Origin of the sequence: Oceanobacillus rekensis (assembly GCF_002153375.1) — a bacterium.
GTDB lineage: Bacteria > Bacillota > Bacilli > Bacillales > Amphibacillaceae > Oceanobacillus > Oceanobacillus rekensis.
The window spans coordinates 449,631-473,269 of record NZ_MTBQ01000002.1 but is presented as its reverse complement, the minus strand read 5'-3'; the positions used below and the strand labels follow the sequence as shown (position 1 = coordinate 473,269).

The window sequence follows — 23,639 nt, the reverse complement described above, 5'->3', positions numbered from 1 at the left end:
TGCTAAGAAGTATATTAAACTATTATATACTTATGCCGTCGAATATGGAACTTTTATTATAATTGCTGTCCCTTTTCCAAGAGAAGATTTTATATTCAGTTGACCATCAAGCATTTCCACTCGCTCTCTCATACCAATTAAACCAAATGATTTATCTTTTTTTATATTCATATCGAACCCTTTACCATTATCCTTAATGACCATTGTCAGGTTACTTCCACATATCTCCAATTTCACTTGTATCAGACTTGCTTTACCATGTTTGATTGCATTTTGAATGGATTCTTGCATCAACCGAAAAAAGGCTACTTCATATTTCTGATTGAGACGCTTATCTTCACCTAAAACAGTGAACTCGATCGTTTTTTTATTAAAATCAGATAGATTGTCCACGTATTTTTTTATTGTTGGTATAAGACCTAGGTCATCCAAAGCCATCGGTCTCAGATCATATATAATTCTTCTGACTTCATATAAGGATGAACGAACCATTTCCCTGACACTTTTGATTTCAGCTATCGCTTCATCAACAGTACAAGTACGAATCGTTCGTTCTACAATTTCAGAGCGGAGTAAAATATTGGCGAGCATTTGTGCAGGTCCATCGTGTATTTCTCTCGATATCTTCCTGCGTTCATCTTCCTGTGCCTCAATAATTTTCAATCCAAATTCCTGTTTCTCTTTTGCACTTTCAATCATTTCATTAACTTGACGAAAATCATCTTGCAAGTAAGTGAGAATGACGGAAATTTTTCCGGCCAATCCCTCGGCCCGATCGATGGTTTGCGACAATGTTATTAATCTTCTTTCCAATTCATCTCGTTTTTCACGCAATGCTTTTTCTTCTTGACGTAGTATTGCAAGATTTGTTTGCATAAGATGCGTACTTTCATATACCTCACGTATATCTGCTTCAGAATATTGATCAAAGTATTTACTTACTTTTGCCAATCGCTTTCGTGAATAACGTACTTTTTCTTCAAGCTGGTCCCCATTTTCAATATGCTGGAGGACCTTTACCTTTGTTTCTTTCAGTTCGATAACAAGATGCTCATGTTCTTTACGAGCTTCTTCACTAATATTGAAGATCTCATCCTTACTATTTTCGACAACTTCAACCATTTCATCAATAACGTGGTCCAAAGCCTTCTCACTTATCTTTACTGCCATAGCTATTCACCAACCTATGTTATGTTATAATAGTACGTAACTATTTATTTTTTTAATGGGGTCTTCTCCTTATATTCAGTAAAATTTTTCCTTATTTGGATATTTTCATGAACTCTTTTCTTTATATGAATCAAATAAACTATTTATATACTATAATGTGCGTTCGAGGTGATAAAATCAACATGCTCAATAACTATTATACAGTAAAAAAAGAAGGTAACGACCAAATAATTATCCAGAAGTCCCGATTTATCGGCTATGTAAAGCGGGTTGAAACGGAAGTGGAAGCACAGAATTTCATCCAGGAAATAAAGAAGAAACATCATGATGCCACCCATAATTGCTCTGCCTATATTATCGGCGAAAATGACCAAATTCAAAAGGCAAATGATGATGGGGAACCAACTGGTACTGCTGGAGTTCCAATGCTTGAAGTTCTTAAGAAACAACACCTCAAAGATACCGCAGTCGTTGTTACAAGATATTTTGGCGGAATCAAGCTTGGTGCCGGCGGACTAATTCGCGCATATGGAAGCACAACATCCCAGGCTATAAAAACAACAGGTGTTGTAATAAGGCAACTCATGCAAGGTTTCTCCATAACTGTTGATTACAGCCTTTTAGGTAAACTGGAAAATGTTTTACGTAATTCGGATCATATCCTGGAAACAGTTAACTATTTGGAGAAAGTTGAATTTATTGTTTTTGTAAAAGATGGGGAAGAAAATCCATTCCAAAATTGGATTGTAGACTTAACAAATGATCAAGCAGAAATAAAGAAAATAGAACCGAAATATATTGAAAGTGACTTTAGTCGGGCCGATGACAATTAATAAAAAACTGCATCCTAATAGGAATGCAGTTTATTTTGCCATCGTTTGCGAATATTTTTCCAAACTTTTATTACCTGATAACTCATTGATTAACATTTTTATCAGCTCTTCAGACGAATGAATATTTTGCTTTTCTGTTTCATCAATCATTCGCCGCAGCATCGATTTATATTTCTCTTGTTCTACCATTTTCTAACCACCTCTTATTCGAATTCCAAATTACTACTTGCATTAGAAAGAACTGTACCACATTTTCCGCCAAATATATGTCGTATTATGTCGAAAAAGGAAATATATTTTTGTTTTCGTCTTAAGTGTGTGTACAAAGAACGTCCTCTATAACTGTTCGACAATAATTATATTTTATGGCTAGGACTTCTATTTTTCTTCAACCAGCTTATAATAATAATACAAATAATAGCTGCTAATGCCCCGATACTATCCAGCAATACATCACCAACATATGGCGTTCTATTTGGTGTGATACCCTGATGTGTTTCATCTAAAACAGCATAGATTACTGTCAATAACAGTGAAAATAATAATCGGAGTTCATTACTTAGATTGGTTGATTTTTTAAAAGCAATATAGAATAAAAAGGAAAGCAAAAAGAACACCGTGACATGTGCCCCTTTACGAATAAAAAATTCGATAAACCCACTGATACCTAATTTCTCGACACTTATCACCGAATGATTATAAGAAAATGATATCCAGCCAACAAATGGTTCCAGAAAACTAAAATCAACCAGACCATCCATCAAAGGCTTGATATCCTGATTCTCGTATGGTGTTGAAGAGGAATAAAAGATAATCCCCATCCACCCAATCGGCAATAACCAATATAAATACTTTTTCATCGTTATCCTACCAAACTTTCATCATACTTTTTTACTAAAAATTATCACACTATATAGTATAGCGGTTGATCCGTTACGTGTCATATTTAAAATTTTCCATTTTAAAAAACCGCTAAGCAGTTAGCCGGAGCGGTTTTAGAACTCTTAATTATCCTGTTTTTGTCGCCATTTATTAAATTCCAGATATTCCTTAAACTGTGCTTTGGAAACACCGGACTTCATTGCTTCCTGTACGATTTGCATCCATTCACTATCAAGTTCTTCTGTGTCTAAGTTTTTACTTTCTTCATTTATAATGTCATTTACGGATACACCCAATACAGTACTGATTTTCTCAATAAACTGGATCGATGGATTTGATTGGAGGTTTCGCTCAATCGAACTGAGATATGATTTTGCCACACCCGCTTTTTCAGCTAATTCAGAAATGGACATTCGTTTATCTTGGCGCAATTTTTTTATTTTTTCACCGATCAAGTTCCTCACCTACTTTCACTGCGCATTATACCATGTTTGCAGTGATGAGTTCTAAATAAAGTACAAGTTTAGCTGAAAATACATCTATTTTCCTGTACTATTCAGGAACTCACGAATCTCTTCCACAGAAATACCCAGATGCTTTGCATTCATTATCAACATGATCCATTCCTCATCAACTGCCAGATTATCAAGTGTTTTCTCCATGTACCTGTCCCCCACTTATTCAATTCAGACAATCCAGCCATCATAGCACCGTGCTTTAGACCTGTGACTTTGCGTCCTTATTTTTCAATAAGTTTGCCATTTACTGAGGATTCTTAATTTATAAGACTATCATACTATAGATACAGCAATAATTGGTTGACTTGTTTTGTCGGATTGAGACTAGTTTTGTAGGGTAGAAAAAATAAATTGAGATGAATCTGGTTTCCGTATTAAAATATTTATTTCATTATTCGGTTATTCCTTTAATCTGAAAATCGTCATTCGGAAACTTTCTTTCTATTATAAAGAATAATTAGTGAACCACCTATAATTAATAAAGCACCAATAATGAGAAAGTTAAATATGTTAGTTGCTGTGTTTGGCAGTGGTAATCCCCCAAAGCTTGAGCTTGATCCTCCTGAACTTGAGTTTCCATCGCTGCTCACAGCTCCTGCAACACTTTGTTCGTCACTATCATTCTTGCCCACATCTTCCATTCCTTCAGCTGTAAAAAGAATGGAAAAATTAGCATCTAAACCTTGATAGTCGTTACCCAAATGAACGGGAAATCGAATCGTAAAATTCAACTCTTCTTCTGTAGTACTTTCAAGGCTTCTAGGAGGTAATCCACTAAAATCTTTTAAGTGGCCATTATATAATAACTGATCTGCATCGTGTATTTCGACTATTAATTCGTTATAAAGTTTCTTAGAATCTCCATTTGGTTCCACCGATACATAATAATCAAAATTTAATCCACCATTATTTTGAACAATAACTGTTCTCGGTGCCCAATCCCCTGGTTTCATATTATCAACGTTGAATAATACTTCTTCTGGTAAAATATCAATTGTAATTTTATCTTCGGCTTTTACAGTTTTTACATTTACCATAACAAGAACTAAAATACTGGCCACTAATAATACAAAAGGGCTAACTCTTCCATGTTTCATAAAGCACCTTCCCCGTATAAATATCAATTACATTTCTTTAACATCTATGACCTTGTCTTTATCATCAAGCTGTCTAATCGTTTTCCAAATTGTAATTCCAGAGTAGCCTAGCATGAGTAATCCAGGAATAATCATAAATGCTATGCTTCCATTCGGGGATTGTGCGAAGTTAATTAAGTAACCAATATAAGGAATGGTTAAACCTTTATATACACCAACTATATTATCTGCTAGAACAGGATTTCTATCGTCCGCATTATTATTGTCACCCTTGGTAGTATAGAGAACCCCATTTTCTGTTGAAGTAACATCCGTAATTCTATGAGTGATCAGCTTATTATCTTCCTCCATAAATGTAATAACATCGCCTTTTTTAAAGCTGCTTTTCTCCCCTTCAGTTACAGATTGTATCGCGATAATTGAACCCGTTTGTATACCAGGCTCCATTGATCCGGATAATACTGTTTTCAACTCATAACCAAATAATTGAGGATCTCCACCGGTTAGTTTAGTGGACAGTACAGTAATCGCTACACCTACAAGTAAAATCATTAGAACACCTGTAATAATCCGATTTGTCCATTTTAAAATACGCTTTTTCATTTTTCTTCACCTTCCTGATTGTTTTTCGTTTCTTCCTCTTTTTCTGTAGTCTCTTCCTCAATCACTTTATTATCTTCCTCTGTTACACTTGGTCCAGCATCTTCTACCACTTCAGCATCTTTTTCTATTTTACTTTCTTCTGTATCCTCCTTAGCTTCCGTACTTTCCGGTTTTTCGGTAATAGTATCTGTTTTCTCATCTTTAGCTTTATTATTTTCATTTGCTTCATCATTTTGCTGGTCTGGTTTAACTTCTTCATTGATTACAGAATCATTATTTGCATCAGGCTGATTATTTTCTGACGGGCAATTAATATCTATCCATTTACTCCAAATGAGTTTACTATCCTCAACTGCTTGCTCCTTAGCTTTGAATACATAAACACCAGCTTTGTCTGCATTAAATGACAATGTAGTTGATCCACCATTTTTCAGAGGGTCAATTTTCCCCTCGTTTTCACTCAGTTGTAGTTTTTCTCCATGCTTTTCAGGGTTGCCATTTGAGATATAATACACATCAAAGGAACTTTCTTTTTTCATATCCTCTGGACCTTTATTCTTTAATTCTGTAGTAATGATTGTGGGCTGACAGGCTTTTATATTTTGGTTTCCCTTCGTTATAAATGATAAGGAGCTTTTATCTGTTTCATCTCGATCATCAAGCTCTTCTTCCCAAATGCCAACCGTTATTGAACTTGATGTCTCCTTATAATCATTAAAATGAGCAGCTGTATCTGAAGTTAAATAACCCGCAGCAAAAATTAACAAATACCAAATAAGCGTAACTTTAAATACAATTAAAAAAATTCCATCCTTTGATTTGAATCTTTTTAAATGGCTTTTTCTCAAATTTATCTCCGCCCTTCAAACTGTCTACAATTTTTATATCCATTCATAAACATAGAAATGAATGTTGTATGCTTTTGAATAGATATAAATTTTTTAAGTATAGCTATTTTATAGAAATTAGAAGGAGGGGATGATCTCCTTCTGTTTTAAGGTTAAGGAATCGGAAAAAACTTAGTGAACATCAGGATTACCGTCTCGTTGAATCGCTTCAAATTCCCACTTTAGTTCAATAGAATCTTCTTGAAAGTGATTTTGATTTCCTTCGTTATCAACAAAGCTAAGTCGAACCGCAAATTTTGCCGCATTACTCTTCTCCGGAAATTGTTCTAATATCTGTGTCGGATTACCTTTCAACTCAGAAAGCTTCTTTTTAAAAAGTACTTTTTCTTTACCATTCATATGATATAAAAATTCTACACTAATATGATTACCAAAATCATCACCACCGTTGTTCTTCCCATTATCAACAACTTCATAGGAAGAATGTAAAATTACTTCTTTCATATCTACTGTCCCATCATTTGTAAGTTCGAAATTCCCATTGATGGTGTCTCCAGGAACTATCTTGTCAACTTGAAAAATTGTTTCTTTATTTATTCCTAAATCTAATAAACCGGTTGCAAAGGTGTTTGTAGTTCCTTGCGTATCATTGAAATACGCTAATGTTCCACCAACTATTAGGCTGAAACCAAGTGCTGCAGTCACGATACTCATTATTAATTTACTCTTTAAGCTCATAATCACTTCCCCTTTCGACTTATGTTATGTGAAAAGTGTTTAACTTTATGATTATGTTATTTTTTTGAAAAACTTATGTAGGAGGAGAAATGCTCTCCTCCGTTAATAATTATTTTGCTTCCCCTTCACCTTGCATTCCTTCAAATGTCCATTCCAAGTTCAAGCCATCTCCTTGAAACTTGTTTTGATCCTGGTTGTTCTCAACAAATTCAAATTGAACGAAGAAAGTATCATTTGTACCTGCATCTAGGCCTCTATTTTCCCAGAATACAGCCCAGAATTTTTCTTGTACTAATTCCGGACTAGCATTTTTCAGATCTGCTAGTGTTGTTGACCAAATTGGGGCAGTTAATTTATCAGCGTTTGCCAAAAAGTTTACACGGATATGTTCAGCAAAATCTTCAGTCGCATTATCACCTTTTGCATCTTCTACTGTATAATTTGTAATTAAATCAACTGTTTTAATATCCAATGTTCCACTATTTGTAAGTGTGAAAGGCCGCAGCATTGTATCGCCAGGTTTAATATTTGTTACTTCAATAATTTCGGTTGGACTTAATGATAAATCCAACGTACCCGCTGCAAATGTGTTATTCGAAACTTCTTGATCACTAAAATAAGCAAATGTTCCTCCACCAATTAATCCTAATCCCAATACTGCTGTTGCTACACCCATACCTAATTTTTTCTTAATACTCATCGTCTAATTCCTCCAATAAAATATAATTTTTAGTAATGCGTTTGTTACTGACTTTCCTTTGATCTTCGCTGTTTTTAATTACTGGTCTGATTCTCTGTACTAGTTGGTAATAACCTAATACAATAGAAGTAGTTTATTTGCGAACTAGACTTGCCACAGCGATAATCCTCCTCTCTTATGTATCTCAACGTAATAGCGTTCGTTCTTTATAAACAACCTCAATTGTATGTTATAACGAACGATAAATTGAAGTATAGGTTATTACTCCTAGAATGAAAACCTTCAAATTCAGTCGTTTATACGTTATAAAGAACACCAATCTTTCATTATCTCCTTTATACTTTATTTTACTTAAATTTATGAATTTTTTTATATTATTTATTTTCGTTATAATGAACAAAAGAACCTTTAGTGTACGCAATCCAATCCGAATGGAAGGCATGCGTTAAAAAAATAACTTTATAGATTAAAAAAGTTTTAGATATTAAATTTAATCATAAGTATGAGGAGCATGCCCTATGAAGAAGTTTTCTATTTTATTGATTACTGTTGGATTAGTAATAATTGCTTACAGCGGTTTCCAGTGGTACGAAACAGAAAGCGCACAAAGTGAAAGTATGTCAGAGGCACAATCTTTACTGGACGTGAAAGAAAAAACGATCAAGGAAACTAATCCCATCCAACAAGTGGAGTTAGCTGAAGAGTTTTCTCCGGTAACAGGTGAGACAGTCGGACTCTTGCATATTCCAAAACTAGAAGCAGACCTTCCAATCGTCGAAGGAACACATGAGGATGATTTGGCAAAAGGGGTCGGGCATTATGGCGGCACGGCATATCCACTTCAAAATGATCAGATTGTTCTTTCGGGACATCGTGATACGGTCTTTCGTCGAATGGGTGAACTGGAGATTGGTGATATTCTAACGTTAAAATTATCTTATGGTGATTTTTTCTATAAAATCACTAAAACGCAGATTGTTGATGCAGATGATCGTACCATAATCGTTCCACATGATGAAGAGGTACTGACAATAACGACATGCTACCCTTTTTCCTTTATCGGCAGTGCACCAGATAGGTATATCATTACAGCAATGCCAGTTAATAAAGAAATAGAGAAGTAAAACCTTCCTACTAGTCTATTCGAGAAGAATTACGATAAGGTGGTGAAAATAATATCTTTTTACCACTTACTATAATTTTGCATTGATTGTAGTTATAACTATCTCTCTCTCTAATAGTAAACCTCATGTTATTAAATTCTTCAATTTTCCATAGACTATATTCGTCATTTCAGATATAATTTATCCAAGATTCGATATTTTAATAATATAGGATTCGCCAAACTTTTGGGCGAATGCCTAAATTTTCGCTTCTACAGATAGTAGCCAGTTGCACCATTTTACTAGTTAAAAAGTCTTATAATCCATTTTGATGGAATCATATGTACAGAGGAGAATACGAGTCGTGTCAAGAGCAGAAAAGAGACAAGTTAAGAAAAAACGCAAATGGCCTTATTGGGTTGGTGGAATATTCCTGGCATTAGTTCTACTGATCGGAGGATTTGGTTTCTATGTTTGGAATCAGGTCGGTGCCACGGTCGAAACAATGCATAATCCATTAGCACGGGATAAAGATCCAGAAAGACAAAAAGAAGTAAATAATATTTTCAAAGAAACAGAATCCGTTAATATACTTTTACTTGGTGTGGATGAGCGTTCTGGTGACAAGGGACGATCTGATACAATGATCCTTTTATCTGTTAATCCGAACACGGAGTCCATGATTATGTTGAGCATTCCAAGGGATACGTATGTAAATATTCCTGGTCGTGGTATGGATAAGATTAACCATGCCTATGCTTTCGGTGGAACAGAATTATCGGTTCAAACGGTTGAAGAAACGTTCGACCTTCCTATTCATGCGTATGCAAGAGTAAATATGGAAGGTTTCCAACAAGGGGTTGATGCATTGGGTGGTGTGACTGTAACGAATGATTTTGCTTTCACACAAGATGGTCGCACATATCCTGAAGGACAAATTACATTGAACGGTGAAGAGGCATTAAGCTATATTCGAATGCGCTATGAAGATCCACGTGGTGACATGGGTAGAAATGAACGGCAGCGAAAAGTAATCACTGCTGCCATGAATGAAGCTGCTAGCTTTAATAGTATCACTAAAATTGGAGAATTCCTTAACATCTTAGGTGGCAATGTACAAACAAACCTGGATATGGACAAGATACAAACACTTGTCACTGGCTATGCCGGAGCACGCAAAAATGTAACGACAATGGAAATCAATGGTTCCGGACAAACAATTGGTGGCGTTTGGTATTATAACGTTCCAGAATCTGAATTCAACCGCATCACTACCGAGATTACAAATCATATGGAAGCAAACTAAAAGCAACAAGTCACCTGTGTATTACTAAAACAGCGTGGCTTTTCGTTTATTTGGAAGCATGGGACGGTTCTTATGCTTCCATTTCAGCAAGTTGATAGTGTTATACTAGATTCAGAAATTTTTTTTGGGGGTCTACTTTATGAAGCGACTATTATTATTACTTATTATTCCACTTATTCTTACTGCATGTTCGAATGATGATCAGGTTACACCGAATGAGCGGTTTAATGACTATGTAAAGTTATGGAGTGAACAGGAGTTTGAAGAAATGTTTGGGATGTTTTCCACGACAGCAACAGAAACGTATCCAGAAGATGCGTCCACATTACGAACCGGAAAAATTTATCAGGACTTAAACGTTACTGATTTGCAGATAGACGTTGAAGAATTAAACAAAGAGAAGCTTGAATTGGCGATGGAAGAAGGAAAGGCCACGATCCCTTTTACAGTAAACATGGAAACAGTGGCCGGGCCGATTACATTTGATTATGAAGCGACTCTTATCCAGGAGGGAGAAGATAGCGAAGAAGAGGAATTGAATTGGTATGTCAGTTGGAATCCTGGATTTATTTTCCCACCATTAAAAGACGGCGGGGATATTGCTATTGAAACAATCAACCCGAAGCGTGGGGAGATTCTCGACCGCAACCAAATACCTTTAGCCATCAATGATACGGTTTATGAAATCGGTGTTATTCCTGGTGAGCTTGGAACCAATGCAGAACAGTCAAAAGATCGAATAGCGAATTTGCTCGGCATGAGTCCAGATGCAGTTGATACAGCACTTAATGCCGGTTGGGTAGAAGATAATTTATTTGTGCCGCTAAAAAGCGTACTCCCTTCTGATGAGGAACTTCTCCCCCAGTTAATGGCAATAGATGGCGTCCAGCGCCGAGAAACAACCGGTCGTGTATACCCTGCCCATGAAGCAACGGGACATCTCGTTGGATATATTCGCGATATCACAGCGGATGATCTAGAAGATCTAGATCCTGGACAATATAGTGCAAATGATAAAATTGGTTCGCGCGGTCTTGAGGCACTTTATGAAGAGCAGCTTAAAGGGAAAAAAGGAGTTAAAGTCACGATTAATAAAGAAGGACAGGAAGAAATTATACTAGCTGAAACACCTGTCCAAGATGGTGAAACAGTAAGCGTAACAATCGATGTCAATATACAGGAAAAGTTATTCCAATCATACGGAGAAGATGCTGGAACAGCTGCAGCGATTAATCCGCTAACCGGTGAAACGTTAGCACTTGTTAGCAGCCCTGCATTTGATCCAAATGAAATTTTATATGGAACATCTGGAGATTTATGGGAACGACTTGAAAATGACGAACAAAAGCCACTAATTAATCGGTTTGCTGCCACATATGCTCCAGGGTCGGTCATTAAACCGGTCACTGGTGCGATTGGATTAAAAAACGAAAGTATCAAACTTGGTGAGGGAATAGAAATTAATGGGTTAACATGGAGTAATGGTGAAGGCTGGGGTGATTATGAAGTTACAAGGGTATCTACTTCTAATGGGCCTGTAGACTTGGAAGATGCATTAGTACGTTCTGATAATATCTTTTTTGCAAGAAAAGCAGTTGAAATGGGCGCGGATGCCTATGTCAGTGGGCTAAAAGATTTCGGATTTGGGGAGGAACTTCCATTTGAATACCCAATCACGATGTCAACCATTTCTTCAGATGGTGATTTAAATGATGAGGTCTTACTTGCAAACGCAAGCTACGGCCAAGGTGAATTGGAAATGAGTGCATTTCATTTGGCAGTAACGTACACGCCATTTTTGAATAACGGAAATTTGATAAAACCAACGTTCTTGACAAGTGAAGAAACAGCTCAAGTTTGGCAAGATGGATTAATTACACCTGATCAAGCAACAGCCATTCAAGATATCCTAAGAAAAGTCGTAACAGAAGGTACAGCGAAAAAAGCTCAAGATGCAGACTTCCCAATTTCAGGTAAAACCGGTACTGCCGAGTTAAAGCTTTCCGATAAAGAATCCGGCGCGGAGAACGGTTGGTTTGTTGGGTATCCGACAGATGATCCGAATATCCTTATAGCGATGATGGTTGAAGAAACACATACGAAAGAAGGTGGAATTGCAATTCAAAAAGTGACTGACGTCTTATCACAGATTAAATAGGTTTAGGATCAAAAAAATCTACTCCCTTCGTTGCGGAGTAGATTTTTTAATTATAATAATTCCACCAATTCCTTGAAAGCGTTCTCATCACGAGCGTCGAGTGCCATGTCAATGAGTCTTTTAATATTATCTCTTTCCAGCTCATGAATAAAAAGATGGGTAGCTTTCTCTTGGTCTGTCTTACTTATAGTAGACTCATTGTGGTAATACGATTCAGCAATCGAATGCAATTGCTTGAGAAAATCAGGGATGGAGATGAGTTTAGCCATCGGGACATTTACAACATCTTTACCATTTTGAAAAGCAAAGATCGCATCTGTATTCTCTACCCTCTTTGTTTTTCGATTAATCCGTATTTCATTGGCCTCAACAGGAATGAATTGATAGACTTTCTTATTGATCATGACCGAAAAATACTGATACGCCAAAATGATTCGAACATACTTTTCTTCTGTTTTAACGTAATACGGTTTAAGCATCTTGACAGTTACCATCGATTCCACCTCCTAATTTATAATTCGCATTACCAATCTAAATATTCTGTTAATTTATCTTACATGAATTTTGAATGAAATACAAGAAGAAAATTATCCAAGCACTTCCCTAATCGTAAGTTATCAAGAAAACCCACACAAGTTGTAAGCGATTACAAATAATTGATATTTAACTTATTGTACCCCCTTTTTCTATAATATAACATGAAGTGTGTAACTATTCCAATAATTAAGTAAAAAAACTTTTAAAAAATGAATTAGGGATTATCATAACTCAAACTGAAGTTAAAGAAAAAACGTTGGAAATCCAACGTTCTTAACTAATAACTATAGATACTATGTTATGATAACTTCAGCTTCTTCTGAGACACTATTTTCTATTTCATCTCTGGAATAACACGAACTTCACGTTCCATCCTCGATTTGCAAAGTGGGCACGCTGGCTCCTCATTAAAGCTGAAAGTTTCTCTCATCCAGCCCTGACAATCGTCACTTGTGCATGACCATACATTCGTTTCCACCTGTGGAACCGGTTCTTTTGGTCCTCTAGAAAATGACATAATAGCATCCCCTTTCATTCTACTCTTCCATTATACTCCTTTTCGAGCAACAATGTAAGGGCATCCTAAGGAACCTGCTTAAATTATTTGCTTAACAAGCTCTTCAAATACTTGCAATGCCTTTGATTGAAACTCATGATGATTTTTTATAATGGAGAACTTCCGATTAATTGGTGTACCTTCAACAATAAGCTTCTGAATCTTATTCAATTGAATTTCCTTTGCAAAAGTTAAATCGGAAAGCAGGCTAATGCCTAAACCCGCCTCAACGCCTTCTTTAATTGTCTGTGTGCTACCAAATGTTAAAGTTCGTTTTGGCTTAAGATGGTGCTTTCTGAAGAAATCCTCCTGTACCCTGCGTGTCCCTGAACCTGATTCTCGAATAATCCAGGTTTCGTTTTCCAAATCTTTTATGGATATTTGTTCTTCTATCATTAAGGATGGTCGATTCGCTACGATTATATACATTTTGTCCACGTCAAATTGCAGGGAAGAGAATTGTGGATGTGTGTAATTTCCTTCAATGAGACCTATATCTATATCATGATGCAGCAGTTGTAAACCGACTTCATCTGTATTTCCAATAGATACTTCGGGCACAATATTAGGGTATTCTTCCTGTAATCTTGCTAGAAGCTTTGGAAGTACATATTCTCCAATCGTATAGCTCGCACCAATTTTCAGTTCTCCACTTGGTTCATTTTTTAAATCGAATACGAGTGTCTGCATTTGATCATAACTACGTAAAATTTGCTGTGTATACTGATAGACAATCTTTCCTGCTTTATTCAACTCCACAAATTTATTACTTCTCTCCAATAGTCGAACACCAAGCTCCTTTTCCAAGGATGCGATATATTGACTGACTGCAGGCTGAGACATATGTAAAGCCTCAGCCGCACGAGAAAAGTTTTTACGCTCAGCCACTTCCCTAAAAACAATCAAATGCTGATCCACACTACCCCTCCATTTCGTTTGTCTGTCACTCCCCGAATTTTGTAGAATATATCATGAAATGTTTTTACTATAAGTTTAGCTTATCATAGTAATTATAATAATTTATTTTCCTTATGCAAGTAAAAAAATTATACTAGGAGAAGTAGAAAAGAGGTAAAGTTCATGGGTACGTTCATCAATGATGCTGCACACTTGAAAAAGCTATTATTAGGTATTGCGTTTACATTTATTTTTGCGCTGCTTGGATATTTGCTTTCATTTATTCCAGGTTTTGATCGCGTTGGGCCACTTGCATGTGCAATTCTAATAGCGATTGGATATCGACAATTATTTGGTTATCCTGCATATTTTCGTCACGGTATTCAATTTTCATCTAAATATTTATTACGATTTGCTATTATTTTATATGGTTTGAAGTTAAATATTGATGTGATTTTTGAGGATGGCATAATTCTATTAGTCAAAGCTGCGATAACAATTGTATTTGCTATTTTGGTGACACTCTACTTAGCAAAACTATTTAAGGGTAATTCTCAAATTGCTTTGTTGCTCGGTATTGGTACAGGAATCTGTGGTGCGGCGGCAATTGCTGCTGTGGCACCAATTGTAAAGGCAAAAGACGAAGATACAGCAATTAGTGTTGGAATCATCGCATTGGTAGGCACTGTATTTTCAATTATTTACGCCTTGCTGCTACCACTACTGCCTATTTCAGATGTACAATACGGCATTTGGTCGGGACTCGCCTTACATGAATTAGCACATGTTGCCCTTGCTGCAGAACCTGCTGGTGAAGAAGCACTCGCCATGGCATTACTCGCTAAGCTTGCACGTGTTTTCCTACTTGTACCAGTATGCTTTGTATTGATTTTATGGATGAAAAACCGTAAATCAACGGATGGTGAGACAGATGATGCAAAAGTTAAATTCCCAATGTTTTTGCTCGGATTCATTGCAATGAGTCTATTTGGTAGTTATGTATTGGGGGATATTATCCCAGTATCAAATGGAGTGATGGATTCTATTAGCGTCGTTACCACATTCATCCTTACTTCGGCAATGGTTGGACTCGGATTGAATGTGGATCTGAAGGAAGTTAAAAATAAAGCAATGCGTCCACTATTGGCCATGCTCATTGCTTCGGTTGCTGTTTCTGTGTTGATGTATTGGATAGCAGGAATTTAATTGATAGTTATAAATCCGAGGACAGCAGGTTTAATTTGGCCGTTTGAGACCTGCGTACCCCTCGACAGAATTCTATAAAAAAACGGAGAGTGACAGGCACTCCTCCGTTTGTTATAGAACATATTTTTCGATTGCTTTAGCGACGCCGTCTTCATTATTAGTGTCCGTTGTGAAGTTTGCAACTTTTTTAATTGCTACCTGGGCATTGCCCATTGCCACGCCTATTCCAGCTTCTTGAATCATCTTAATATCATTAAGGCTATCGCCAACTGCCATAACTTCCTTCATCGTTATCCCTATCTTGTCACAAAGAAAATTCAGGGCTCTAGCCTTGCTGACACCTTTAGGATTTGCTTCGATATTTGTAGGAAGTGAGTTTGTCAATTCAAGTCCCTCATAATGGGAAAGCTCCTGGATCATAATATCTAACTTTTGCTTATCCTGTGATTCACAGCCAAATTTCAGCCATTCATAATCATAAAAATTCTTCGGTGCTTCCCCGCGGAAAACGCCACTCGTGGAAATCATCCACATATTAACGCCAACCTGGGTACCAATATTATACAACTTCTCAATGAGCGCAGTTTCCAATAAATGTTGGTCAAGCAGTTCTTTTTCTACTGTCCAAATCTGGCCCCCATTGGCAGTAATCAGGTAGGATTGCAATTTCAATTGTTCAGCATATGGATAACAATTATGAAATCCTCGTCCTGTGCTAAGAACAACATGAGTTCCTTGATTTTGCGCATCTTTAATTACTTTTTCCGTACGTTCTGATATTTTGTGGTCACTTGATAGTAACGTCCCATCCATATCCAGTGCAATAAGCTTTATGTCATGTTTTTGTTCTGTCATCAAAATACTCCCTTTTCTACAATTGTTTTTTTATTTAATAGTTAATCATGAAATCTGTCCTAACAAAAGGGATCAGCAGTATGGCAAACCGAAAAAATAAATAGTAAGTCAAAATTATAAAAATCAACGGTAAAACCATCAACAACAGCCCAATTATTCTACCAACAGAGGCTATACTATCCACAATGCCTTGAAAAAAAACCTTTGCGCCACTTTGGAGCGAGTTTGTTTGCAAGTATTGAGATTGCAGGCCAGACAAGAATCTCAACAGTAAATATTCCAATTCAAAATGAAAATCAAGATGTAATTCTATATCTGTAACCTATTTTACCAGAGGTTGAGCCAAAACGATAAGAAAACCATTTTTCTCCTATTTTTTGTATATATACCACGGGATAGGCAAGTCTACCACTATCAGGTCAACAATTCCCGCCATTGCAATAAATGTTCTCGCTAGTATCGTTTTATATTCACTATTTTCACACTAAAAATCTCAGTTATCCTAACGAACACGGATATACAATATATAAGTATATCAAATGAAAACGAATACAATTATCTTGTTAGATTCCTAGAATAATTGTATAATTTACTTGAATCTCAAAGGGGGGCTTTATATGATTTCTGCAACATGGAATTGGTTATGGGTAAAACATGATCAAGTAAAGGATATGTTCCGTTTTTTCGTAGAATCAACTGAAACAATGGAGAAAAAAAGAGAGAATAAAGCAGATCATGATTCCAAATTAAATGGAAAGAATGATGAAGGCGGAAATGGCAGTAGTAATAAACGACCTTATAAACCAATACAGCTTACCGGATTGATTTTAGGACCATTACTATTTTTCATTACCTTATTCTTTATATCCCCAGAAGGATTATCAGATGAAGGGGTGGCCGTTCTGGCAACGACAATCTGGATGGCTGTATGGTGGATGACGGAGGCAATTCCCATCCCAGCCACTGCTTTACTGCCAATTATTCTATTTCCGATGACAAACGGAATGGACATCGGTGCAACTACTTCTGCATATGGTAGTGACACTATTTTCCTATTTATGGGAGGCTTTATTCTAGCATTGGCAATGGAAAGATGGAATTTACATAGAAGAATAGCCATCAGTATTATCTCGGTAATGGGTACAAATACAGATCGAATTGTTCTCGGATTTATGGTTGCAACCGGATTTTTATCTATGTGGATTTCCAATACGGCAACAGCAATGATGATGGTTCCAATTGGATTGGCCATTATTTATCAAGTTTCCGATGCGTTAAAAAATGATTCTCAGATAGATACGTCCAAAGAGAATTTTGCATTCGGGAAATCATTGATGCTCGGTATTGCTTATTCTGCTTCCCTCGGAGGGATGGCAACGTTAATCGGAACTCCACCGAACGTAATTCTTGCAGGCACTGTAAATGAATTGTATGGTGTGGAAATTTCATTTGCCAGATGGATGCTATTTGGGGTTCCTTTCGCATGGGCATTCATTATCCTAGCGTGGGTTTATCTAACAAAGATGGCTTTTCCACTTAAGTTAAAATCATTACCTGGTGGAAGAAAAATTATCGATGAGGAAAAGCAGAAACTTGGAAAAGCTTCCTATGAAGAAAAAATGGTATTTGTCATATTTATATTGGCAGCTTTCTCATGGATTTCACGTACATTTATATTAAATCAAATAAATCCTTATATTAATGATGCTATCATTGCTATTGCGGCCGCATTATTACTCTTTATTATTCCTTCCAAAAATATTAAAGGTGATTATTTAATGAACTGGGAAAGTGCTGTGAAACTGCCTTGGGGCATTCTCTTACTGTTTGGTGGTGGTCTTGCAATCGCTGCAGGGTTTACATCATCTGGCCTTTCAGAATGGATTGGAAATCAGCTGACTGCCTTGCAGGGTGTAAATGTGTTTGTGATTATTATTGCGGTTACTGCGCTTGTTATTTTCCTGACAGAGATTACATCAAATACGGCAACAGCTACAATGATGTATCCAATTATGGCAGCACTGGCTTTAGCGATTGATATGCATCCATTTGTACTGATGACAGCCGCCGGATTAGCTGCATCCTGTGCCTTTATGCTTCCAGTTGCAACCCCACCAAATGCGGTTGTCTTTGGATCAGGCTATCTGAGAATTCCGGATATGGCAAAATCAGGGTTCTGGTTAAACATTACAGGTGTCGTGTTAGTAGCATTGACTGTTTATTTCCTTGTTCCACTATTTCTTGGAATTGAAATTAATGGTTATCCAACAGAATTTAAATAATATAACAGCTAAAAGGGGTTCCAATGAGATAGCTCCTTTTAGCTGTTTCTGTTTCTTTTACTTATACGTTGCTGCATTCCAACCACAAAGGTTAAATAGATGAGAGGCAATAGTACAGCTAATAATACGATTCCATTCCATCCCGCAGTGTTCCATAAAGGCCCCAGCGAACTTCCAAGCGTAACCCCAATATAATAAGCTACTAAGTATAAACTTGAGGCACTTCCTTTATGATGTGTTGCTTGTTCTGTTACAGATGCTGCTGTAAGTGAATGGGCAGTGAAGAATCCAAGGCATAGAACACATAACCCGATGACGATAATCGCAACTGATTGACTGAATGTGATACATGCTCCAAGTGTCATAACGAGTATTCCAGCAATGCGCACTTTTTTTAAACCAAGATTCCCCGCTAGCCAGCCAGCTAGTGGAGCACCAATAACCCCCAAGCCATAAGCAAAAAAAGTATAGGAAATTGTTTCTATCGATAATGAAAAAGGTTTAGATCCTAAATGAAAAGGCAAGTATGTCCAAATAGATGTAAATGATAATTGCAGAACAACTCCTATTCCAATCGTAAGCAGAATGGCTGGATTTTTTAAATGAAAGCCCATCCCTTCCATATCTTTTTTAAACGGAAGTTTGCTTGCTTCAAAGAACCTTGACTTTGGAAGCAATAGAATTACTGCTATGGAAACAAATACTCCCACGATCGCAAAAACATAAAATGCTGTTTCCCATGAAAAGCGGTCGGTTAAATAACCGGTAAATACTCTTCCTGCCATACCACCTAATGCATTACTAGATATGTATAGTGCGGTGGCAAAACCAACACTTCCCCTATCTATTTCCTCATTCAGATAGGCAAGCGCTGCAGCCGGTAAACCCGCCAATGCAAAACCTTGAATAAAACGCAGGAACACAATGATATAAAAGGACTCTGATAACGGAATCAAAAAGAAAGGAATAACAGAACCAATTAATGAAAGTTTAATAAAATAAGTTCTCCCCATCCTATCTGAAAAGAATCCTAAAATAATAAGCCCAATAATCAGCCCAACAATCGTCATGGATAAAGTAAGTGTCGATGCAGAAACAGTAACGTCAAATTCCTTTACAAATAATGGCAATAAAGGCTGTACAACATACATACTTGCAAAAACAAAAAAGGATGCAAAAGCTAAACTTAATGTTATTTTCCAAAAATAAAAATCCTTCATACGGTACTTATACGGTTGCCCCATCTGGATCCACTTCCTATTAATTATAGATGAACATATTTACTCACATAGTATACTATAATCTTTCTTTGAAAACAGGTATTTCACTCCACAAATAGATCTATTAATTTACTATGATGATTACATCAAAATTCTACATTTATCAGCTTTTCCTACTATATTTCCCAGGAAATACAGCTTCTTACACGAATAAGCTACCATGACGTTTTTATTATTTTCAAAATTAAACAACATATTAATCTCTATTGACGAAATAATAATAGTTAACGAACTGCTATTTCTATATTAGTTTAGTTGTCAAACAAACTATCTAGGGAACGGTTTCTAATTAATTAGCAGATGGTTAACATGATGCTGTACTCTTTCTATAAACTGCGAAGTAACTGCTAGTATGTGCTTTTACTGCCGTCCGAGATCGCTACGAGCGAATGCGGACCTTAGGGCACGGCCTCAAGCCCTCCTCGAGAAAACCACTCTGTGGGGTCTTCAGACACGTGCTTTTCCCGCAGGAGTCACCGCCCTTCGCTCACCCGGACTGATGAAGTAATCAGATTTTTTAACAATCACTAATTCAGTTAATAATTTGTCAACTTCTAACTAGCTCTGGGAAATATACGTAGACTCCAGCGGGAGGAAAGGCATCGGTGAGACAACGCAGCGCTTTAGCGCAAGTTCGCTCACCAGCCGTCCGCGGAAAGCGAAGTCCAAGAGCGTCGCCGAAGTTTCTGCATACAGATAGAAAACCAGCAGTTACTTCGCATTTTATCTCAACTGCGAAGTAAAGGCATAGAATAAAATATGAAGGGAGCACAAAGTTTTAAACTTCGTACTCCCTTTTATCATGCTATCAATCACTTACTCTTCTACAATTACCTCACGTAATTCATTTGTTTCTTCAAGATCTACAATCCGTTCCAAATCAAGTAAAATTAATAGATTTCCATCTATTTTTGCTACTCCTTTTATAAAGGTATTATGAACGCCAGCAACTAATTCTGGTGCTGGCTGGATCATCTCTTGATCAATATCTTTTACTTCCGTTGCTTCATCAACAATCAAACCTACTTGCATATCCAGTACCGAAACAACGAGAATGCGACTGTCATCAGTTATATCTGTTTCAGTAAGCAAAAGCCTTTCTTTCAAATCAATGATAGGGGTAGTTTCTCCTCGTAATTCCATGACCCCTTTAATAAAATGCGATGTTCGTGGGACGTGCGTTATTTCCTTTACTCTTTCAATCGATATAACCTGTTGGACATTAACTCCAAAAGACTGGTCCTGCACTTTAAATACAATGAACTTAGTTATCTCAGCCAATTTATAAACCTCCTAATATCACTTTATCAATGCATTCGGATCAAGGATTAAAGCGACTTCACCATCACCTAAAATGGTTGCACCCGAAATTGCGAAAACATCCTTCAAATAGTTTCCAAGTGATTTCAAAACAACTTCTTTCTGGCCAATAAAGGAATCCACAATTAATCCGGTAAGCTTTTCTCCTTTTTTTACAATAACAACGGAGTATACGTTCGTATCGCTTTCCTCTTCTTCCTGTACGTCAAATACGGCTGCCAAGGAAACAAGTGGAACAATCTTACCCCTGAAGTCCATCACTTTCTTGCCATGTGCATACATCATCTGCTTTTTTTTGAGTATGACTGTTTCAATAATACTCGATAATGGAACTGCATAGGTTTCCTGCTTCACCTTAACAAGCAGGGTTGCAATAATAGAAAGTGTTAATGGCAATTGGATGGAAAAAACACTTCCCTTTCCAGCTTTGGACTCGATAGTAATTTGACCACCAAGTGATTCAATTTTACTTTTTACAACATCAAGTCCAACTCCACGTCCAGAAACGTTCGATACTTTGTCCGCTGTACTAAAACCGGAAGAAAGAATAAAATTAGCTATTTGATCATCTGTTAATATTTCTGCCTCAGAAGCAGAAATAAGTCCATTTTCAATTGCTTTAGCCTGAACTTTTCCCCGATTGATTCCCGCACCATCATCTTCAATTTCTATAAAGACATGATTGCCACTATGAAATGCCCGTAATATTAAATTACCTTCCTCAGACTTTCCAGACTGTTTTCGTATCTCTGGTAATTCAATTCCATGATCAGCAGAGTTACGAATTAAGTGTACTAAAGGATCTCCAATTTCATCGATAACCGTTCGATCAAGTTCCGTGTCTGCACCAATTATCTCAAGATTTATTTTTTTGTTTAAATCTCTGGCAAGCCCACGAATCATGCGTGGAAAACGATTAAATACCTGTTCAATCGGAACCATTCTCATTGCCAATATAAGGCTTTGCATATCTGTAGATACACGCCTCATATGCTCCACTGTATCCGTTAGAGCCTGATTGCTGAGGCTTTCCGCAATCACTTCTAATCTGCTTCGATCAATAACCACTTCCTCAAATAAATTCAGCAGATCATCAATTTTCTCCAGATTAACGCGAATTGTTTTAGAAGTATGACCGCTTGACTCTGCCTGAGTTGTCTTTTCGATTGTAGCTGCCGTTTCTTCATTTATTATCTGGGAAGACGTATTCTCTTCTTCATAATCTGGCATATCACTACTTGGTTGATTAACGTTTGAAAGTGAGGCAAGATTGCTAATCTCCACCTCTTTCACCTCTGAAACCTTTACAATTACCGTTTTAATTATGTCTACTCCTTCTTTTGAAAGGAAAATTATAGAAAAGCTTTGGGCAAAGTCGCCTTCTTCAATTTCTTCAACAGAAGGGTTGGTACGAATAATTTCCCCCTGCTCTTCCAACGACTCAAAAACCATATAAGCACGTGCACCTTTTAAAATACACTCATCCGTCAATGTAACTGTTATTTGATAAGGGGAAAATCCCTGCTCCTTTGCCTGTTCAATTATCGTAATCTGAAATTCATCAAGACCGAGTTCATCAAAGTTAATCAAATTCTCTTCTTCTACAGTGTTTGATTGTGCAGCTGTAGTGACTTGCCCACCTTTTTCAATCTGATCTAGTTGATGAACTAATCCAGTTACATCCTTTTTCCCATCATTACCTTCACCGATAGCTTTTACCATGTCTTCCAAATATTCAATTGCTGAAAAAACAATATCAATAATCGTTGTTGAAACAGTTAGTTGACGATTACGAATCATGTCTAGGACATTTTCCATTTTATGTGTTAAGGATGTGATATCCTCATACCCCATCGTAGCAGCCATTCCCTTTAATGTATGGGCTGACCGAAAAATTTCATTTACGAGATCCAGATCGTGGGGCTGTTTTTCTAATTTAAGTATATTATCATTTACTGCTTGTAAATGTTCACGGCTTTCGTCCAAAAACATTTCCAAATATTGATCTGCTTCCATAGCGTATTTCCTTTCTCTACTAATTCGTTATGTATAACTGCCTTTTCTACTGAATCTATTTAAGGATAGCTGATAAACTTATTGTTCACAATTGAATCTTACAAATATTTTAGTTGAAATACTACTTTTTATATCGGTAATCGATTTAGGTTTATGTAGTTTAAATTACAAATACAAGCATGAAGTTAAATAAAAAACAGGAAACGTAATTAATCGTTCGTTTCCTGTTTTAATAGACTTTATTGGTCCAATAGTAAGTAAATATCCAAATCCCCTGTATTTATTAAACTGGCAGTAAGATGAATTGCCTTGTCATAACCTGATAATCTAGTATTTCCTTGCATGATGGTTGGTGCTGTGATATCTATTACCATTCCGTTATCTCCTATCGTTGTAGAAAGATTTCCAGCAAGCATGTTACCAAATTCCCCGCTAAATGATGTGAGCATTTCACCTTCAACCACCATACCAAACATGGCCTCCCCAACGGATGCGAAAACAGATAAATCTGCAGCTAGAATTAATTTACCTCTTAAAGCTCCTGTAAAACCGATAAGAACCCCAAATTGAAGACTTAATGTTTTCCCTAGCAATCCAGGTTTTGACAATTGATAGTCCATCGGAACAATTGACGCAAGCGATTTGTTCATACCATTCAGCAATGTTGTAACTGACTGATTTCGTTCTTTTATAGTTAATGACAATGGAAGATCCTCCTCAATAAAAAATTGTTA

The 23,639-nt window shown here is 36.7% G+C and carries 24 protein-coding genes and 1 riboswitch; of the genes, 6 read left to right on the top strand and 18 right to left on the bottom strand.

Going from position 1 to position 23,639, the window contains the following annotated elements; genetic code table 11:
- Positions 1 to 30 precede the first annotated feature (30 nt).
- Complete coding sequence (locus tag BV906_RS06180) at positions 31 to 1,170, bottom strand: sensor histidine kinase (RefSeq protein WP_087972561.1); 1,140 nt, start codon at positions 1,168 to 1,170, stop codon at positions 31 to 33.
- Between the two features lie 182 nt (positions 1,171 to 1,352).
- Here BV906_RS06180 and BV906_RS06175 point away from each other — a divergent pair, with 182 nt between their 5' ends.
- Positions 1,353 to 2,003, top strand: a complete 651-nt coding sequence (locus tag BV906_RS06175; protein ID WP_087972560.1) for a YigZ family protein — start codon at positions 1,353 to 1,355, stop codon at positions 2,001 to 2,003.
- A 30-nt stretch (positions 2,004 to 2,033) separates the two neighbouring features.
- On the opposite strand, the gene BV906_RS19395 is transcribed toward BV906_RS06175, so the two are convergent.
- The 9 genes from BV906_RS19395 to BV906_RS06135 form a co-directional block, all read right to left on the bottom strand.
- Positions 2,034 to 2,192 carry a hypothetical protein gene (locus BV906_RS19395; RefSeq protein ID WP_176330279.1) on the bottom strand — a complete coding sequence of 53 codons (159 nt, stop codon included), beginning with the start codon at positions 2,190 to 2,192 and terminating at the stop codon, positions 2,034 to 2,036.
- 167 nt (positions 2,193 to 2,359) lie between these two features.
- Positions 2,360 to 2,863, bottom strand: a complete 504-nt coding sequence (locus BV906_RS06170; RefSeq protein WP_087972559.1) for a VanZ family protein — start codon at positions 2,861 to 2,863, stop codon at positions 2,360 to 2,362.
- A 144-nt stretch (positions 2,864 to 3,007) separates the two neighbouring features.
- Positions 3,008 to 3,340, bottom strand: coding sequence for a helix-turn-helix domain-containing protein (locus tag BV906_RS06165; RefSeq protein WP_087972558.1), 333 nt, complete (start codon positions 3,338 to 3,340; stop codon positions 3,008 to 3,010).
- A gap of 84 nt (positions 3,341 to 3,424) precedes the next feature.
- Positions 3,425 to 3,547, bottom strand: coding sequence for an anti-repressor SinI family protein (locus BV906_RS06160; protein ID WP_087972557.1), 123 nt, complete (start codon positions 3,545 to 3,547; stop codon positions 3,425 to 3,427).
- A gap of 24 nt (positions 3,548 to 3,571) precedes the next feature.
- Positions 3,572 to 3,655, bottom strand: a riboswitch (cyclic di-GMP riboswitch).
- A 170-nt stretch (positions 3,656 to 3,825) separates the two neighbouring features.
- Positions 3,826 to 4,500: an LPXTG cell wall anchor domain-containing protein gene (locus BV906_RS06155; protein ID WP_087972556.1), complete on the bottom strand. Its 675-nt coding sequence runs from the start codon at positions 4,498 to 4,500 to the stop codon at positions 3,826 to 3,828.
- 27 nt (positions 4,501 to 4,527) lie between these two features.
- Positions 4,528 to 5,103: a signal peptidase I SipW gene (sipW, locus tag BV906_RS06150; RefSeq protein WP_087972555.1), complete on the bottom strand. Its 576-nt coding sequence runs from the start codon at positions 5,101 to 5,103 to the stop codon at positions 4,528 to 4,530.
- Positions 5,100 to 5,951, bottom strand: a complete 852-nt coding sequence (tapA, locus tag BV906_RS06145; protein ID WP_176330278.1) for an amyloid fiber anchoring/assembly protein TapA — start codon at positions 5,949 to 5,951, stop codon at positions 5,100 to 5,102. The genes sipW and tapA overlap by 4 nt, the downstream gene beginning before the upstream one ends.
- Positions 5,952 to 6,122: 171 nt before the next feature.
- Positions 6,123 to 6,689: a TasA family protein gene (locus tag BV906_RS06140; protein ID WP_087972553.1), complete on the bottom strand. Its 567-nt coding sequence runs from the start codon at positions 6,687 to 6,689 to the stop codon at positions 6,123 to 6,125.
- Between the two features lie 109 nt (positions 6,690 to 6,798).
- Positions 6,799 to 7,389 (bottom strand): TasA family protein, encoded by a 591-nt coding sequence (locus BV906_RS06135; protein WP_087972552.1) that lies wholly within the window; start codon positions 7,387 to 7,389, stop codon positions 6,799 to 6,801.
- Between the two features lie 518 nt (positions 7,390 to 7,907).
- On the opposite strand from BV906_RS06135, the gene BV906_RS06130 reads away from it, so the two are divergent.
- The 3 genes from BV906_RS06130 to BV906_RS06120 all read left to right on the top strand — a co-directional run bounded on the left by BV906_RS06130 (position 7,908) and on the right by BV906_RS06120 (position 11,956).
- Positions 7,908 to 8,513 carry a class D sortase gene (locus tag BV906_RS06130; RefSeq protein WP_087972551.1) on the top strand — a complete coding sequence of 202 codons (606 nt, stop codon included), beginning with the start codon at positions 7,908 to 7,910 and terminating at the stop codon, positions 8,511 to 8,513.
- 310 nt (positions 8,514 to 8,823) lie between these two features.
- Positions 8,824 to 9,798, top strand: a complete 975-nt coding sequence (locus BV906_RS06125) for an LCP family glycopolymer transferase (RefSeq protein ID WP_087972807.1) — start codon at positions 8,824 to 8,826, stop codon at positions 9,796 to 9,798.
- Positions 9,799 to 9,937: 139 nt separating this feature from the next.
- The gene (locus BV906_RS06120) at positions 9,938 to 11,956 is read left to right on the top strand and encodes a penicillin-binding transpeptidase domain-containing protein (RefSeq protein ID WP_087972550.1); all 2,019 of its coding nucleotides are present in this window, start codon (positions 9,938 to 9,940) and stop codon (positions 11,954 to 11,956) included.
- A 50-nt stretch (positions 11,957 to 12,006) separates the two neighbouring features.
- Here BV906_RS06120 and BV906_RS06115 read toward each other — a convergent pair whose 3' ends face one another.
- The 3 genes from BV906_RS06115 to BV906_RS06105 all read right to left on the bottom strand — a co-directional run bounded on the left by BV906_RS06115 (position 12,007) and on the right by BV906_RS06105 (position 13,967).
- Positions 12,007 to 12,450 carry an IDEAL domain-containing protein gene (locus tag BV906_RS06115; protein WP_087972549.1) on the bottom strand — a complete coding sequence of 148 codons (444 nt, stop codon included), beginning with the start codon at positions 12,448 to 12,450 and terminating at the stop codon, positions 12,007 to 12,009.
- A 377-nt stretch (positions 12,451 to 12,827) separates the two neighbouring features.
- Complete coding sequence (locus tag BV906_RS06110; RefSeq protein ID WP_087972806.1) at positions 12,828 to 13,010, bottom strand: cold-shock protein; 183 nt, start codon at positions 13,008 to 13,010, stop codon at positions 12,828 to 12,830.
- A gap of 78 nt (positions 13,011 to 13,088) precedes the next feature.
- Positions 13,089 to 13,967, bottom strand: a complete 879-nt coding sequence (locus BV906_RS06105; RefSeq protein ID WP_087972548.1) for a LysR family transcriptional regulator — start codon at positions 13,965 to 13,967, stop codon at positions 13,089 to 13,091.
- 162 nt (positions 13,968 to 14,129) lie between these two features.
- Between BV906_RS06105 and BV906_RS06100 the strand changes: the two genes are divergently transcribed.
- On the top strand, positions 14,130 to 15,152 hold the full coding sequence (locus BV906_RS06100) for a YeiH family protein (RefSeq protein WP_087972547.1): 1,023 nt from the start codon (positions 14,130 to 14,132) through the stop codon (positions 15,150 to 15,152).
- A gap of 111 nt (positions 15,153 to 15,263) precedes the next feature.
- Here BV906_RS06100 and BV906_RS06095 read toward each other — a convergent pair whose 3' ends face one another.
- On the bottom strand, positions 15,264 to 16,007 hold the full coding sequence (locus BV906_RS06095; RefSeq protein ID WP_087972546.1) for a Cof-type HAD-IIB family hydrolase: 744 nt from the start codon (positions 16,005 to 16,007) through the stop codon (positions 15,264 to 15,266).
- Positions 16,008 to 16,624: 617 nt separating this feature from the next.
- Here BV906_RS06095 and BV906_RS06090 point away from each other — a divergent pair.
- Positions 16,625 to 18,289: an SLC13 family permease gene (locus BV906_RS06090; protein WP_087972545.1), complete on the top strand. Its 1,665-nt coding sequence runs from the start codon at positions 16,625 to 16,627 to the stop codon at positions 18,287 to 18,289.
- Between the two features lie 38 nt (positions 18,290 to 18,327).
- Here the strand turns inward: BV906_RS06090 and BV906_RS06085 are convergent, their stop codons facing one another.
- The 4 genes from BV906_RS06085 to BV906_RS06070 form a co-directional block, all read right to left on the bottom strand.
- Positions 18,328 to 19,509, bottom strand: coding sequence for an MFS transporter (locus tag BV906_RS06085; protein WP_425435174.1), 1,182 nt, complete (start codon positions 19,507 to 19,509; stop codon positions 18,328 to 18,330).
- Between the two features lie 876 nt (positions 19,510 to 20,385).
- Complete coding sequence (locus tag BV906_RS06080) at positions 20,386 to 20,850, bottom strand: chemotaxis protein CheW (RefSeq protein WP_087972543.1); 465 nt, start codon at positions 20,848 to 20,850, stop codon at positions 20,386 to 20,388.
- A gap of 18 nt (positions 20,851 to 20,868) precedes the next feature.
- On the bottom strand, positions 20,869 to 22,905 hold the full coding sequence (locus BV906_RS06075) for a chemotaxis protein CheA (RefSeq protein ID WP_087972542.1): 2,037 nt from the start codon (positions 22,903 to 22,905) through the stop codon (positions 20,869 to 20,871).
- Between the two features lie 239 nt (positions 22,906 to 23,144).
- Positions 23,145 to 23,609, bottom strand: a complete 465-nt coding sequence (locus tag BV906_RS06070) for a chemotaxis protein CheX (RefSeq protein ID WP_087972541.1) — start codon at positions 23,607 to 23,609, stop codon at positions 23,145 to 23,147.
- Positions 23,610 to 23,639 lie beyond the last annotated feature (30 nt).